Annotated in this window: 20 protein-coding genes; all 20 read left to right on the forward strand. The window is 66.3% G+C overall.

The genetic code is table 11. The annotated features are described in order from the left end of the window. The first annotated feature begins 22 nt into the window (after positions 1-22). The 20 genes from JGR78_RS03355 to nuoK all read left to right on the forward strand — a co-directional run bounded on the left by JGR78_RS03355 (position 23) and on the right by nuoK (position 14,189). Positions 23-781 (forward strand): SDR family NAD(P)-dependent oxidoreductase, encoded by a 759-nt coding sequence (locus JGR78_RS03355; RefSeq protein WP_200559498.1) that lies wholly within the window; start codon positions 23-25, stop codon positions 779-781. Between the two features lie 159 nt (positions 782-940). Next, the gene (locus JGR78_RS03360) at positions 941-1,258 is read left to right on the forward strand and encodes an NADH-quinone oxidoreductase subunit A (protein ID WP_370576452.1); all 318 of its coding nucleotides are present in this window, start codon (positions 941-943) and stop codon (positions 1,256-1,258) included. Positions 1,259-1,383: 125 nt separating this feature from the next. After that, positions 1,384-1,926, forward strand: a complete 543-nt coding sequence (locus JGR78_RS03365) for an NADH-quinone oxidoreductase subunit B family protein (RefSeq protein ID WP_182792980.1) — start codon at positions 1,384-1,386, stop codon at positions 1,924-1,926. A 3-nt stretch (positions 1,927-1,929) separates the two neighbouring features. Continuing rightward, on the forward strand, positions 1,930-2,577 hold the full coding sequence (locus tag JGR78_RS03370; protein ID WP_182792964.1) for an NADH-quinone oxidoreductase subunit C: 648 nt from the start codon (positions 1,930-1,932) through the stop codon (positions 2,575-2,577). A gap of 99 nt (positions 2,578-2,676) precedes the next feature. Then, on the forward strand, positions 2,677-3,915 hold the full coding sequence (locus JGR78_RS03375; RefSeq protein WP_182792963.1) for an NADH-quinone oxidoreductase subunit D: 1,239 nt from the start codon (positions 2,677-2,679) through the stop codon (positions 3,913-3,915). Positions 3,916-3,958: 43 nt separating this feature from the next. Continuing rightward, positions 3,959-4,828: an NADH-quinone oxidoreductase subunit NuoE gene (gene nuoE, locus JGR78_RS03380; RefSeq protein ID WP_182792962.1), complete on the forward strand. Its 870-nt coding sequence runs from the start codon at positions 3,959-3,961 to the stop codon at positions 4,826-4,828. Between the two features lie 23 nt (positions 4,829-4,851). Beyond that, positions 4,852-5,331, forward strand: a complete 480-nt coding sequence (locus tag JGR78_RS03385; protein ID WP_182792961.1) for a hypothetical protein — start codon at positions 4,852-4,854, stop codon at positions 5,329-5,331. After that, positions 5,328-5,558 (forward strand): DUF5337 domain-containing protein, encoded by a 231-nt coding sequence (locus JGR78_RS03390; protein WP_182792960.1) that lies wholly within the window; start codon positions 5,328-5,330, stop codon positions 5,556-5,558. The genes JGR78_RS03385 and JGR78_RS03390 overlap by 4 nt, the downstream gene beginning before the upstream one ends. Positions 5,559-5,571: 13 nt before the next feature. Further along, positions 5,572-6,867, forward strand: a complete 1,296-nt coding sequence (gene nuoF / locus JGR78_RS03395; protein WP_182803014.1) for an NADH-quinone oxidoreductase subunit NuoF — start codon at positions 5,572-5,574, stop codon at positions 6,865-6,867. 3 nt (positions 6,868-6,870) lie between these two features. Further along, a complete protein-coding gene (locus JGR78_RS03400) occupies positions 6,871-7,329 on the forward strand; it encodes a TM2 domain-containing protein (protein ID WP_182792958.1) in 459 nt (152 codons plus the stop codon). A 101-nt stretch (positions 7,330-7,430) separates the two neighbouring features. Next, positions 7,431-7,847 (forward strand): DUF5333 domain-containing protein, encoded by a 417-nt coding sequence (locus JGR78_RS03405; RefSeq protein ID WP_234450844.1) that lies wholly within the window; start codon positions 7,431-7,433, stop codon positions 7,845-7,847. Positions 7,848-7,855: 8 nt separating this feature from the next. Then, positions 7,856-8,140 carry a hypothetical protein gene (locus JGR78_RS03410; protein WP_182792957.1) on the forward strand — a complete coding sequence of 95 codons (285 nt, stop codon included), beginning with the start codon at positions 7,856-7,858 and terminating at the stop codon, positions 8,138-8,140. A gap of 21 nt (positions 8,141-8,161) precedes the next feature. Next, positions 8,162-10,192 (forward strand): NADH-quinone oxidoreductase subunit NuoG, encoded by a 2,031-nt coding sequence (nuoG, locus tag JGR78_RS03415; RefSeq protein ID WP_182803018.1) that lies wholly within the window; start codon positions 8,162-8,164, stop codon positions 10,190-10,192. Positions 10,193-10,195: 3 nt separating this feature from the next. Next, positions 10,196-10,963 carry a hypothetical protein gene (locus JGR78_RS03420; protein ID WP_182792955.1) on the forward strand — a complete coding sequence of 256 codons (768 nt, stop codon included), beginning with the start codon at positions 10,196-10,198 and terminating at the stop codon, positions 10,961-10,963. Positions 10,964-10,981: 18 nt separating this feature from the next. Then, positions 10,982-12,046 carry an NADH-quinone oxidoreductase subunit NuoH gene (gene nuoH, locus JGR78_RS03425; RefSeq protein WP_182792954.1) on the forward strand — a complete coding sequence of 355 codons (1,065 nt, stop codon included), beginning with the start codon at positions 10,982-10,984 and terminating at the stop codon, positions 12,044-12,046. Between the two features lie 3 nt (positions 12,047-12,049). Beyond that, complete coding sequence (locus JGR78_RS03430) at positions 12,050-12,247, forward strand: hypothetical protein (RefSeq protein ID WP_182792953.1); 198 nt, start codon at positions 12,050-12,052, stop codon at positions 12,245-12,247. Continuing rightward, entirely contained in the window at positions 12,247-12,738 is a 492-nt protein-coding gene (nuoI, locus tag JGR78_RS03435) for an NADH-quinone oxidoreductase subunit NuoI (RefSeq protein WP_182792952.1), read from the forward strand. The genes JGR78_RS03430 and nuoI overlap by 1 nt, the downstream gene beginning before the upstream one ends. Continuing rightward, positions 12,735-13,142, forward strand: coding sequence for a carboxymuconolactone decarboxylase family protein (locus tag JGR78_RS03440; RefSeq protein ID WP_182792951.1), 408 nt, complete (start codon positions 12,735-12,737; stop codon positions 13,140-13,142). Before nuoI ends, JGR78_RS03440 begins: the two co-directional genes overlap by 4 nt. Further along, positions 13,139-13,744, forward strand: a complete 606-nt coding sequence (locus JGR78_RS03445; protein WP_182803021.1) for an NADH-quinone oxidoreductase subunit J — start codon at positions 13,139-13,141, stop codon at positions 13,742-13,744. Before JGR78_RS03440 ends, JGR78_RS03445 begins: the two co-directional genes overlap by 4 nt. 139 nt (positions 13,745-13,883) lie before the next feature. Then, the gene (gene nuoK, locus JGR78_RS03450; RefSeq protein ID WP_182792949.1) at positions 13,884-14,189 is read left to right on the forward strand and encodes an NADH-quinone oxidoreductase subunit NuoK; all 306 of its coding nucleotides are present in this window, start codon (positions 13,884-13,886) and stop codon (positions 14,187-14,189) included. Positions 14,190-14,195 lie beyond the last annotated feature (6 nt).

Consider the following 14,195-nt stretch of genomic DNA (forward strand, 5'->3'; position numbering starts at 1 on the left):
GAAGGAGGCTTTCATGTCCGACATCACATTCGACTTCTCGGGCCGCGTGGCGATCGTGACCGGCGCGGGGTCCGGCATTGGCCGCGCCATCGCGCTTGAGCTGGCGCGTTCCGGCGCAGGCGTCGTCGTGGGCGATCTTCAGCAGGGCGTGGCCGACAAGGTCGCGGCCGAGATTGAGCAGGCGGGCGGCAAGGCGCTGGGCGTCTCTGGCGACGTGGCCGACCCGGCCAATGCCGAGGCGCTGGTGCGGGCTGCCGAAAGCCTGCCCGGAACGCTGGCGATGGCGGTCAACAACGCGGGCATTGGCGGTCCTCATGCCGATGCGGGGGACTATCCGGTAGACGACTGGAACAGGGTCATCGACATCAACCTGAACGGCGTCCTTTACGGAATGCGGGCGCAGCTTGCGGCGATGGCGAAGGCCGGGACGAAGGGCAGCATCGTCAACATGGCCTCGATCCTCGGCAGCGTGGGCTTTGCCGGCTCTAGCGCCTATGTCGCGGCCAAGCATGGCGTTGTCGGCATGACCAAGAGCGCCGCATGGGAATACGGATCACGCGGGATTCGAGTCAACGCGGTGGGGCCGGGCTTCATCCTGACCCCGCTGGTGGAATCGAGCATGGATGACGCAGCGCTGCAGGGACTGGCCGAGCGCCACGCCTTCGGCCGTCTCGGCACCCCCGAGGAGGTCGCCGCCCTGACCCTATTCCTCTTGTCTGACCGGGCGAGCTTCATCACCGGCAGCTATCATCTGGTGGACGGCGGCTATACCGCCACCTGAGGATGCGGCGAAAGCGGCGGGTTCCATTGACCCTTGGTGCGGGCGGGGCTAAATGAGGCTCAGCCAACCCACGCGGGCACAAGCACCCGCGTCGTCAGGGGAGCCCGCCTCTTGGACTATCTCGTATCCGAATACCTGCCCGTGCTGGTCTTCCTGGGCATGGCCTCGGCGCTGGCGATCATCCTCGTGCTCGCAGCCGCCATCATCGCCGTCCGCAACCCGGACCCCGAAAAGACCAGCGCCTATGAATGCGGCTTCAACGCCTTCGACGATGCGCGCATGAAGTTCGATGTCCGCTTTTACCTCGTCTCGATCCTGTTCATCATCTTCGACCTGGAGGTGGCCTTCCTGTTCCCCTGGGCGGTCAGCTTCGCCACGCTGTCCGACGTGGCTTTCTGGTCGATGATGGTCTTCCTGGCCGTCCTGACGATCGGCTTTGCCTATGAATGGCGGAAAGGGGCGCTGGAATGGGCGTGATGGACGAAACGCGCGGAGATCCAGGCGCAGCCGGGCAGACCGGCGCGAATCCCGGCTCGGCTATCGGCACCGGCACGGGGCCGGCGCATCATGGGGCGCATCCCACCCACACCAAGTCGGGCCTGATCTTCCCGGGCGGCGTCCAGACCGGCCCGAACACGGCCGGTCCCGACCGCGACGTGGCGACACAGGCCCTGAACCGCGAATTGCAGGACAAGGGCTTCCTGCTGACCACGACGCAGGACATCATCGCCTGGGCGCGCAACGGCTCGCTGCACTGGATGACCTTTGGCCTTGCCTGCTGCGCCATCGAGATGATGCAGGTCTCGATGCCGCGCTATGACCTCGAACGCTTCGGCACCGCGCCCCGCGCATCCCCGCGCCAGTCGGACCTGATGATCGTCGCCGGCACGCTGACCAACAAGATGGCCCCGGCGCTGCGCAAGGTCTATGACCAGATGCCCGAGCCGCGCTATGTGATCTCGATGGGGTCCTGCGCGAATGGCGGCGGCTATTACCATTACAGCTATTCCGTCGTGCGCGGCTGCGATCGGGTCGTGCCGGTGGACATCTATGTCCCCGGCTGTCCGCCCACGGCCGAGGCGCTGCTGTATGGCATCCTGCAACTGCAGCGGAAGATCCGCCGCACCTCGACGTTGATGAGGTAAGCGATGGCCGTCTATCCCGATCCCGAGGCGTTGGCCGAACTGGGCGAGACCATCGCCGCTCGCCGCCCCAATGACGTGCTGGGCTACGAGGTCGCCTTTGGCGAGTTGAACCTGACGATCCACGCAAGTTCCATCGTCGGGCTGGTGCAGGCGCTGCGCGACGACCCGGCCTGTCGCTTCGGCACGCTGGTGGACATCACCGCGGTCGATTACCCGCAGCGGCCGGCGCGCTTCGACGTGGTCTGGCAATTCCTGTCGATGTACACCAACCAGCGGATCCGCCTGAAGGCCGCGATCCGCGAGGACGAGCTGGTGCCCTCGATCACCAGCGTCACCCCCGCCGCCGACTGGTTCGAGCGCGAGGTCTTCGACATGTTCGGCATCCTCTTTTCGGGCCACCCGGACCTGCGCCGCATCCTGACCGACTACGGCTTCAAGGGCTACCCGCTGCGCAAGGACTTCCCGACGACCGGCTATGTCGAGGTCCGCTACGACGACATCGAGAAGCGCGTCGTCTACGAGCCCGTCAGCCTGCCGCAGGAATACCGCAAGTTCGACTTCCTGTCCCCGTGGGAGGGCGCGAATTACGTTCTGCCGGGCGACGAGAAGGCCCCCGCCACCACCGGCGTCACGGCGGACGGCAAGAAGTGATGCGCGGGCGCCGGGACCATCGTCCCGGCGCACCGGCAGTGAAATTCGCCGGGCGGCTGGCCGACAGCCCCGCTCGCGTCGCAGCAAGAGGGTAGGCCGATGGACGGCGACATCCGCAGCAACACCTATGACGACGGCAGCTTCGACGTGCTGACCGGCGAACAGCGCATCCGCAACTTCAGCATCAACTTCGGGCCCCAGCACCCGGCGGCCCATGGCGTCCTACGCATGGTGATCGAGCTTGACGGCGAGATCGTCGAGCGTTGCGACCCCCATATCGGCCTGCTGCACCGCGGCACCGAAAAGCTGATGGAAGACAGGACCTACCTGCAGAACCTGCCCTATCTGGACCGGCTGGATTACACCTCGCCCATGTGCCAGGAACATGCCTGGTGCCTGGCGATCGAAAGGCTGACGGGCGTGGAGATCCCCCGCCGCGCCAGCCTGATCCGTGTTCTCTATTCCGAGATCACGCGCATCCTGAACCACCTGCTGAACGTCACGACCGGCGCGATGGACGTGGGCGCCCTGACCCCGCCGCTCTGGGGGTTCGAGGAACGCGAGAAGCTGATGATCTTCTACGAGCGGGCCTCGGGCGCGCGGCTTCACTCGGCCTATTTCCGACCTGGCGGGGTGCATCAGGACCTGCCGCCGAAGCTGCTGGACGACATCGACGACTGGGCGGTGCAGTTTCCGTCCAAGGTCAACGACCTCGACATGCTGATCACCGAAAACCGCATCTTCAAGCAGCGGACCGTGGATATCGGCATCGCCACCGAACAGGACGTGGTGGATCGGGGCTGGTCAGGGATCATGGCCCGCGGCTCCGGCCTCGCCTGGGACCTGCGCCGCTCGCAGCCCTACGAATGCTACGACGAGTTCGAGTTCGAGGTGCCGGTCGGCACCAATGGCGACTGCTACGACCGCTACCTGCTGCGGATGGAGGAGATGCGGCAATCAACCCGCATCATCCGGCAGGCCGTCGCCAAGCTGAAGGCCGAGCCTGCGGGCGACGTGCTGGCGCGGGGCAAGCTGACCCCGCCCAAGCGCATCGACATGAAGCGCGACATGGAAAGCCTGATCCACCACTTCAAGCTGTATACCGAGGGCTTCAAGGTTCCGGCGGGCGAGGTTTATGCCGCCGTCGAGGCGCCCAAGGGCGAGTTCGGCGTCTACCTGGTCAGCGACGGCACCAACAAGCCCTACCGCGCCAAGCTGCGCGCGCCGGGCTTCCTGCATCTGCAGTCGATGGACTGGCTGGCCCGCGGCCACATGCTGTCCGACGTGACCGCCCTGATCGCCACATCGGACGTCGTCTTCGGAGAGGTGGACCGTTGATCGCCCGTTCCACCCTGTCCGCCCTGCCCGGAGTCTTCGCCTGATGCTGCGCCGCCTGTCCCCCGTCCAGCCCGAGTCCTTCGAGTTCACGCCCGCGAACCTTGAATGGGCGCGGGCGCAGATGACCAAATATCCCGAAGGCCGCCAGCAGTCCGCGGTGATCCCGCTGCTGTGGCGGGCGCAGGAACAGGAGGGCTGGGTGTCCCGCCCGGCCATCGAATATGTCGCCGATCTTTTGGGGCTGTCCTACATCCGCGTGCTGGAAGTCGCGACCTTCTACTTCATGTTCCAGCTTCAACCCATTGGCCGGATTGCGAACATCCAGATTTGTGGCACCACGACCTGCATGATCTGCGGGGCCGAGGACCTGATGCGCGTCTGCCGCGAGAAGGTCGCGCCGACCCCGCATACCATTTCCGCCGACGGCAATTTCTCGTGGGAAGAGGTCGAGTGCCTCGGCGCCTGCACGAACGCGCCGATGGTCCAGATCGGCAAGGATTACTACGAAGACCTGACTGCCGAGAAGCTGTCGGAGCTGATCGACGCGCTGGCGGCGGGACAGGTGCCCGTGCCGGGTCCGCAGAACGGCCGCTTCTCCTCGGAACCCTTGGGCGGTGCGGTGGCGCTGGCCTCGATCGAGCGGGCCGAGAAGATGAACGCTTCGGCCGCGCTGGCGGTGAAGCTGCGCGACACGGTCAAGCGGATCGACGGGACCGAAGCACCGATCCTGACGCCCTGGAAGCGGCCCGAGGAGGTCAGCGGCGACGCCGAGCATGATCCGACCCCCGGCGAGGGGCGCCCGATCGACAAGACCGGGGTCACGGTGCAGGAGGCGCCGGGAACCTCGGCGGCGCGGCCGCCATCCAAGCGCGAGCCGGCCGGCCAGCCCGCCGACGCGAAGAGCACCGATTGAACTGACACCCACAGGGGGACCCGATGAGCACCTGCGCCCGCCAATGCTGGATCTTCGCCGCCGTCATGGGGGTGGTCGTGTTCGCCTTCGGGGCGGGCAGCGTCGGGACCGTTCCGGGGCTGTTTCTCGGGTTGGTGACGGCCGGCCTTCTGGGCGGGCTGCTGATCATCCTGTTCTGCCAGGGTGCCGACGACGTCGAGGAATGGGCACGCCCCGTTGACAGCGCCAAGGACCCTGACGTGCCCGGCGCCCGCTCGATCCGGCGCGACGGGGCGCCGGTGGCGCAGGTCCCGATTGCACGGCCCCAGCGGCCCGAGGGGATGGATGGGGCACCGCATGGGGCCTCGGTTCAGGCGGCGCAGGCCGTGACCTTCGGCGCGGATGGGTCCGGGCCGAATACGACGGACGCAAGCCGGCTGGCCCGTCGTGCGAAGGCCGCCGTTCTTGCGGAAGTGCCCGAAACGGCGCATTCCGGTGCGGTGGGGCATGGTGAATCGGCATGACGCCGGTGCGGCCCTCTGGCGATACCGGGCAGATGCGGCTGGCGGGTGGTGTCATCGCCACGGCCATGCTGTTGTGGCTTGCCGCCAACTGGGCGGGCCGGCGCTTCGGCTGGCCCTCGGAATACGCCTTTCTCGCCGATCTGGCGGCGATCGGGGCACTTGTCTGGTCGCTTGCGGTGACCTGGCGGATCTGGCGGCGGCGTGACGACGCGCCGCGCGAACGATAGGACGACACACGCGATGCTGAGCGATCAGGACCGGATCTTCACCAACCTTTACGGGATGGGCGACCGCAGCCTTAAGGGCGCGCGGGCACGCGGCCATTGGGACGGCACGGCAGACATCATCGCGCGGGGCCGCGATGGGATCATCGACGAGATGAAGAAATCCGGGTTGCGTGGCCGCGGCGGCGCGGGCTTCCCGACCGGGATGAAGTGGTCCTTCATGCCCAAGGAATCGGACGGACGGCCGTCCTATCTGGTCATCAACGGCGATGAATCCGAGCCCGCGACCTGCAAGGACCGCGAGATCATGCGCCACGATCCGCATACGCTGATCGAAGGCGCGCTGATCGCCGGCTTCGCCATGGGCGCGCATACCGCCTATGTCTACCTGCGCGGCGAGTTCGTCCGCGAGCGCGAGTCGCTGCAGGCCGCCATCGACGAATGCTATGACGCTGGCCTGCTGGGCCGGAACGCGGCCAATTCCGGCTGGGACTTCGACATCTTCCTGCACCACGGTGCCGGGGCCTATATCTGCGGCGAGGAAACCGCGCTGCTGGAAAGCCTTGAAGGCAAGAAGGGCATGCCCCGGATGAAGCCGCCCTTCCCGGCGGGGGCTGGCCTCTACGGCTGCCCGACCACGGTGAACAACGTGGAATCCATCGCCGTGGTCCCCACCATCCTGCGGCGCGGGGCCGAGTGGTTCGCGGGCTTCGGCCGCCCGAACAACGCGGGCGTCAAGCTGTTCGGCCTGACCGGGCACGTCAACACGCCCTGCGTGGTCGAGGAAGCCATGTCGATCCCGATGCGCGAGCTGATCGAGAAGCACGGCGGCGGCATCCGCGGCGGCTGGAAGAACCTCAAGGCGATCATCCCCGGCGGCGCGTCCTGTCCCGTGATCCCCGCGCATCTGTGCGAGGATGCGATCATGGACTTCGACGGGATGCGCGAGCTGAAGTCGTCCTTCGGCACCGCCTGCATGATCGTGATGGATCAGTCCACCGACATCATCAAGGCGATCTGGCGGCTGTCGGCCTTCTTCAAGCATGAAAGTTGCGGCCAATGCACCCCCTGCCGCGAGGGCACCGGCTGGATGATGCGTGTGATGGACCGGCTGGTGCGCGGCGAGGCGGAGGTCGAGGAGATCGACATGCTGCTGGACGTGACCAAGCAGGTCGAGGGGCACACGATCTGCGCGCTCGGCGATGCCGCGGCCTGGCCGATCCAGGGCCTGATCCGGCATTACCGCGAGGAAATCGAGGACCGCATCAAGGCCAAGCGCACCGGCCGCATGGGCGCGATGGCGGCGGAGTGAGGCGTGAAGGGCCAGATCCTCCATATCGACGCGCAGTCGGGCAACGGTGTGATCACCGGCGCCGACGGCCGCCGCTATGCCTTCGGCGAGGCTGACCTGCTGGGCAGCGGGCAGATCGCCCGCGCGGGCGTGCCGGTGGATTTCCAGCCGCAGGGTGATGCGGCGGTCCAGATCTATCCCGACCCCAATACCCCCGCCGCCTTTGCATATGGCGACAAAAACAAGTTCATCGCCGGGCTGCTCGCGCTGTTCTTCGGCACCTTCGGCGTCCACAAGTTCTACCTCGGCTTCAACAAGGCCGGGCTGATCATGCTGGCCTGCACGCTGCTGGGGTGGGTCGTCTTCTTCCTGCCGACGATGATCGTGGGCGTGATCGCCTTCATCGAGGCAATCATCTACATGACCCGTTCGGACGAGCAGTTCCACGAAACCTACGAAATCCGCCGGAAGGAATGGTTCTGATGGCGGGATCGAGCCGGGATCACGCCCGCATGACTGCCTCGTGTGCGGCGGTTCGCGGCCTTTGTTCCTATGTTGCAGGCATCCGCAACAAGGGAAACGCCATGACCGGAAAGACAGTTGCCGCCCTGACCGCCGCGATGATGACGCTGGGGGCGCTGGCCACCCCCGCCGCCGCGCTGGAGCCGCTGAGCCAGGAACGCTACATCAACGACCGACTGATCGCCGCGCGCATTGCCGACCGCATCCGCCGTGAATGCCCGACACTGGGCGCGCGGATGATCTATGCCTACAGCCAGGCCCGCGCGCTGGAACGCTATGCGCTGGACAAGGGCTATTCGCGCGCGCAGGTGGATGCCTTCCTTGACAGCAAGGAAGACCGCAGGCGCATCTATGCAGTGGCCGAGGATTACATGGCCCGTAACGGCGTGAAGAAGGGCGATCCCGAAAGCTACTGCCGCCTCGGCCGTCAGGAAATGGCGGGCGGGACCGTGACCGGCTCGCTGCTGGTGGCGAAATGAAGCAGGCGGTGCGCTGGATCGGGATCGGCATCACCGTGGCCGCCGCCGCGACGATGCTGCTGGCGGATGTGGCGCTTGCCGCATCCTCGGACGCAGCCGGGCGCCAGCCGCCCGCCACCAATGCGCGGGTAGGGGGCTTGCAGGCGGCCATGCCGCATGGCTTTCCCTCGACGCCGGGCCGGACGTCGGATGGTCCCGTGACCTATCGTCGCGCTGTCCAGCCGGTGACGACAATTGTCGACGCCGGGCCATGGACCGGGTATCAGCAGAAGACCTTTGTCCATCTGGACTGAGGCAAAGCGCAAGGCACGCAGATGAGCAATCTCCGCACCATCAAGATCGATGACCAGTTGATCGAGGTCGACCCGAACATGACCCTGCTGCAGGCCTGCGAGCAGGCGGGGATCGAGGTGCCGCGCTTCTGCTATCACGAGCGCCTGTCCATCGCCGGCAACTGCCGCATGTGCCTGGTCGAGGTCGTGGGCGGCCCGCCCAAGCCCGCGGCCTCCTGCGCGATGCAGGTGCGTGACTTGCGCCCCGGACCCGAGGGCGCGCCATCGGAAATCCGCACGAACTCGCCCATGGTGCGGAAGGCGCGGGAAGGGGTGATGGAGTTCCTGCTCATCAACCACCCGCTCGACTGCCCGATCTGCGACCAGGGCGGGGAATGCGACCTGCAGGACCAGGCGATGGCTTACGGCGTCGATTTCGGCCGCTACCGCGAGCCGAAGCGGGCGAACGAGGATCTGGACCTGGGGCCTCTGGTCGAGACGCACATGACCCGCTGCATCAGTTGCACCCGCTGCGTGCGCTTCACGACCGAGGTCGCGGGTATCGAGCAGATGGGCCAGACGGGGCGCGGCGAGGACTCCGAGATCACCTCTTACCTGGGGCTGACGCTGGATTCGAACCTGCAGGGCAACATCATCGACCTCTGCCCGGTGGGGGCGCTCGTCAACAAGCCCTATGCCTTCACCGCCCGCCCGTGGGAGTTGCGGAAGACCGAATCCATCGACGTGATGGACGCGCTGGGGTCGTCGATCCGCATCGACACCAAGGGGCGCGAGGTCATGCGCATCCTGCCGCGCAACCATGACGGCGTGAACGAGGAATGGATCAGCGACAAGACCCGCTTCGTCTGGGACGGGCTGCGCCGGCAAAGGCTGGACAAGCCTTACCTGCGCGAGAACGGCCGGCTGCGTCCCGCAAGCTGGTCCGAGGCGCTTGAGGCCGCGGCCTCGGCGATGAAGGGCCGCAGGGTCGCCGGGCTGGTGGGCGATCTCGCCCCGGTCGAGGCCGCCTTCGCGCTGAAGCAGCTTGTCGAGGGCTTGGGCGGCTCGGTCGAGTGCCGCACCGACGGGGCCAGGCTGCCCGCAGGCAACCGCGCGGGCTATGTCGGCACCGCCATGATCGAGGAGATCGACAGCGCCCGCCGCATCCTGCTGATCGGCACCAATCCGCGCGTCGAGGCGCCGGTCCTGAACGCGCGCATCCGCAAGGCCTGGGCGCATGGGGCGCAGATCGCGCTGCTGGGCGAGGCTGCCGACCTGACCTATGACTACGACCATCTCGGCAGCGACCGCGATGCCTTGGCGAAGCTGCTGGACGATGACCTGACGAACACGGCCGGCACGCCCGGTATCGTCATCATCGGGCAGGGCGCGCTGCGCGAGGCAGACGGCGCGGCTGTTCTCGGCCATGCGATGCGGATCTGCGAACTTGGCGATTGCAAGCTGCTGGTCCTGCACACCGCCGCTGCCCGCGTAGGGTCGATGGACGTGGGCGCCGTGACCGAAGGCGGCCTGAACGCGGCCATCGAGGGGGCCGAGGTCATCTACAGCCTCGGCGCTGACGAGGTCGAGATCGCGCCGCGCGTCGAGGGCGGGCCCTTCGTCATCTATCAGGGCAGCCACGGCGACCGGGGCGCGCACCGCGCCGACCTGATCCTGCCCGCCGCCTGCTACACCGAGGAAAGCGGGCTGTTCGTCAACACCGAGGGCCGCCCGCAGCTTGCCATGCGCGCCAATTTTGCCCCCGGCGAGGCCAAGGAGAACTGGGCGATCCTGCGCGCCCTGTCGGCCGAACTGGGCCTGACCCAGCCGTGGAACAGCCTCGCCGAGCTTCGCCGGGCGCTGATCGACGCCGTGCCGCATCTGGCGCAGATCGACGCGGTGCCCGCGAATGCGTGGCAGCCGGTCGAACCCGGCCAGCTTGGCCGCGCGAGCTTCCGCAACGCGGTCCGCGATTTCTACCTGACGAACCCTATCGCCCGGTCATCGCCGCTGATGGCCGAGCTTTCAGCAATGGCAGCGGCACGCCGGGCACCGGCATTGGCAGCGGAGTAATTGATGCGGGCGCTCATCACGGGATTGATCGCGGCAGCCGGCATGGCCGGGCTGACCGGCTGCGCGGCCCAGACAGAAAGCCAGAACCTGGTTGCGCCGGGCGCTGTGGCACAGGCCGGGGCCGAACGCGGCAAGGCCCAGCCCAGGCTCGGGCTGGCGCGGGTTTCGACCAAGTCGGGCGAGATCCTGATCCTCGAGCCTGACGGCTCGGTCACGCCCGTCGCGCTGGACAGCCCGGCAGGCCGCGACGCCTTCGAGGTCACGGAAGCCGATCTGGCCGCGCTGGAGGTCAATCTGGGGCTTGACCTGTCGGCGGCCGACATCGCCGGCTTTGATGTCGTGGCGCCGGAACGCCGCCGGATGCCGACCGCCCAGCAGAAGGCGCTGGAGGAATTCGCCGCCCGCACCCGCCCGGCGCTGCCTGACTTCCCCGAGGGCTTCAAGGCGGAGCCTGCGAATTTCATCGCCGTCCGGGTCGATCCCGTGCAGGGCGACCGCAAGAACGAGCTTGTCGAGGTGACGGCGAACCTTGCGGCCGGTGTGGACCCCGAGGTTGCTTTCGCCTATGCCACCTGCGCGCTGGCCGGCTGGGCCAAGACGCAGGGCAAGGACTACGGCCGGCATATCCGCACGCTGCAGAACCAGCGGAACGGCAAGCTGATGACCGGCTCGGTCTTCACCCTGTCGGACAAGAAGCCCATGGGGCTGCGCGTGATGGAAACCGACCAGACCTTGCGAAGCTGCAAGGACCGCGGCATTCCCGCCGCTTGACGAGGGGAAAACGAACACATGACTGAATTCTGGGCATCCCCCCTCGGCTACACGGTCATCCTGCTGGCGCAGGGTCTGGCGCTGATCGCCTTCGTGATGCTGTCGCTGGTCTGGCTGGTTTACGGCGACCGCAAGATCTGGGCCGCCGTGCAGTTGCGGCGCGGCCCGAACGTGGTCGGCCCCTGGGGCCTGCTGCAGACCTTCGCCGACGCGATCAAATACGTCCTCAAGGAGATCGTCGTCCCGTCGGGTGCGGACAAGTTCGTCTTCTTCCTCGCCCCGTTCCTGTCGATGATGCTGGCGCTGTTCGCCTTCGTGGCGATTCCTTTCGCGCCCGGCTGGGTGATGGCCGACCTCAACGTCGGCATCCTGTTCATCTTCGCCATCAGCTCGCTGCATGTGTATGGCGTCATCATGGGCGGCTGGGCCTCGAACTCGAAATACCCCTTCCTCGCCTCGCTGCGATCGGCGGCGCAGATGATCTCCTACGAGGTCAGCATGGGCCTCATCATCATCGGCGTCATCATCTCGGCAGGGTCGATGAACCTGTCGGCGATCGTCGAAAGCCAGCGGAGCGGCTGGGGGATGCTGAGCTGGTACTGGCTGCCGCATCTGCCGATGATGGTGCTGTTCTTCATCAGCGCCCTGGCCGAAACGAACCGTCCGCCCTTTGATCTGGCCGAGGCGGAATCCGAACTGGTCGCCGGCCACATGGTCGAATATTCCTCGACCCCCTACCTGCTGTTCATGGCGGGCGAATACATCTCGATCTGGCTGATGTGCGCGCTGATGTCGCTGCTGTTCTTCGGCGGCTGGCTGTCGCCGATCCCCGGCCTGCCCGATGGCGCGCTGTGGATGTTCCTGAAGATGGTATTCTGGTTCTTCATGATCGCCATGGTGAAGGCGATGGTACCGCGCTATCGCTATGACCAGTTGATGCGGATCGGCTGGAAGGTGTTCCTGCCCCTGTCGCTGGGCTGGGTCGTGCTGATCGCCTTCCTCGCCCGCTTCCAGGCGCTGGACGGCTTCTGGGCCCGCTGGGATCATCTGGTGCCGATCGGCCAGACCATTGTCGGAGGATAAGCCTTGATCACGAATGAAATCGCGGTTGCCCTGCGCGACGCCACGGAAAACGACAAGGCCGAGTTCGCCCAGTTCCTGCTGGACGCGCTGGCACCGCACGGGATCACGCCGGACGGCTCGGTCAAGCGCATCCTGGTGGGCGCGATGGACCGCTATGCCGCCCCGGAGGGCGGCGTGGAAGCAGTCGGAGAAACCCTGTAATGGCCGTCGATTTCGTCCGCGCGACCAAGTATTTTTTCATGTGGGACTTCATCAAGGGCTTCGGCCTTGCGATGAAATACTTCTTCGCGCCCAAGCCCACGATCAACTATCCGCATGAAAAGGGCCCGCTGTCGCCGCGCTTCCGGGGCGAGCACGCCCTGCGCCGCTATCCCAACGGCGAGGAACGCTGCATCGCCTGCAAGCTTTGCGAGGCGATCTGCCCGGCGCAGGCCATCACCATCGACGCCGAGCCGCGCGAGGACGGCTCGCGCCGGACCACGCGCTATGACATCGACATGACCAAGTGCATCTATTGCGGCTTCTGCCAGGAAGCCTGCCCGGTCGATGCCATCGTCGAGACGCCGAATTTTGAATTCGCCACGGAAACGCGCGAAGAACTGTTCTACGACAAGGCCAAGCTGCTCGCCAACGGCGAGCGGTGGGAGGCCGAGGTCGCCCGCAACCTTCAACTGGATGCGCCCTACAGATGAGCGACGGTTTCACCAAGCTGTTCCAGCAGATGCTGCAGTCCGGGCAGGAGATGGCGCAGGCCTTCAATCCTGCGCTGGAAAAATTCGATCCCCGCGCCTTTGAAAAGATGTTCCCCACCATGTCCGCCGACATGATGGAGATGTGGTTCGGCCGCACCTTCAACCGCGAGGGGCTGGACGCCAAGACCCGCCTGCTGCTGACCATCGGCGCGCTGACCGTGCAAGGCGCGATGGCCGAGCCGCAGTTGCGGCTTGCCGTGCGCCACGCCCGCGAATCCGGTGCCACCAAGCGCGAGATCGCCGAAACGATCTGGCAGATGAGCATGTTCGGCGGCTTGCCGGCGATGCAGAAGGCGCTGGAACTGGCGCAGTCGGTCTTTGCCGAGGAGGACGACGCGTCATGATGGCTTTCGCCTTCTACCTTTTCGCGATCTCCGTCTGCATCGCCGGCTTCATGGTGGTGATCTCGCGCAACCCGGTCCATTCGGTGCTGTGGCTGATCCTCGCCTTCCTGTCCTCGGCGGGGCTGTTCGTCCTGCAGGGGGCCGAGTTCGTGGCGATGCTGCTGATCATCGTCTATGTGGGCGCGGTCGCGGTGCTGTTCCTCTTCGTGGTGATGATGCTCGACATCGACTTCGCCGCGCTGAAAGGGGAACTGGCGCGCTATCTGCCGCTGGCGCTGCTGATGGGGCTGGTCGTGCTGGCGCAACTGGGTATCGCCTTCGGGGCCTGGGAAAGCGCCGCCACGGCCGAGGGGGCGCGGATCGCGCCCATCGTGGAAAACACGCTGAACACCCATGCGCTTGGCGGCATCCTTTACGACCGCTACCTGCTGCCCTTCCAGCTGGCCGGGCTGATCCTGCTGGTGGCCATGATCGGGGCCATCCTGCTGACCCTGCGTCACCGCCGCGACATCAAGCGCCAGGACGTGCTGCAGCAGATGTGGCGCGACCCGGCCAAGGCGATGCGGATGACCAATCCCAAGCCGGGGCAGGGCTTGCAATAAGACGTCCGCCTGCATCCCCGATGCAGGCGGCGGATTTCGCGGCTCGCGTCTGTTCACTCGCGGCGGCGTGATCTAAACAGCGGCCCAAGAGAGTCGCGCGCAAGAAGACCGGACCACGAACCGGAAGGGACGAAGGCAGATGATCGGACTGACACATTATCTTGTCGTGGGGGCGATCCTGTTCGTCACCGGCGTGTTCGGCATCTTCGTGAACCGCAAGAACGTCATCGTCATCCTGATGTCGATCGAACTGATCCTGCTGTCGGCGAACATCAACTTCGTCGCCTTTTCGGCGCATCTGGGCGATCTCGCGGGGCAAGTCTTCACCATGTTCGTGCTGACCGTCGCCGCGGCCGAGGCGGCCATCGGCCTTGCCATCCTCGTGGTGTTCTTCCGCAACCGCGGCACCATCGAGGTCGAAGACGTCAACGTGATGAAGGGCTGAGGCAGT

This window comes from Paracoccus sp. MC1862, assembly GCF_016617715.1.
In the GTDB taxonomy this organism is placed as follows: Bacteria; Pseudomonadota; Alphaproteobacteria; order Rhodobacterales; family Rhodobacteraceae; genus Paracoccus.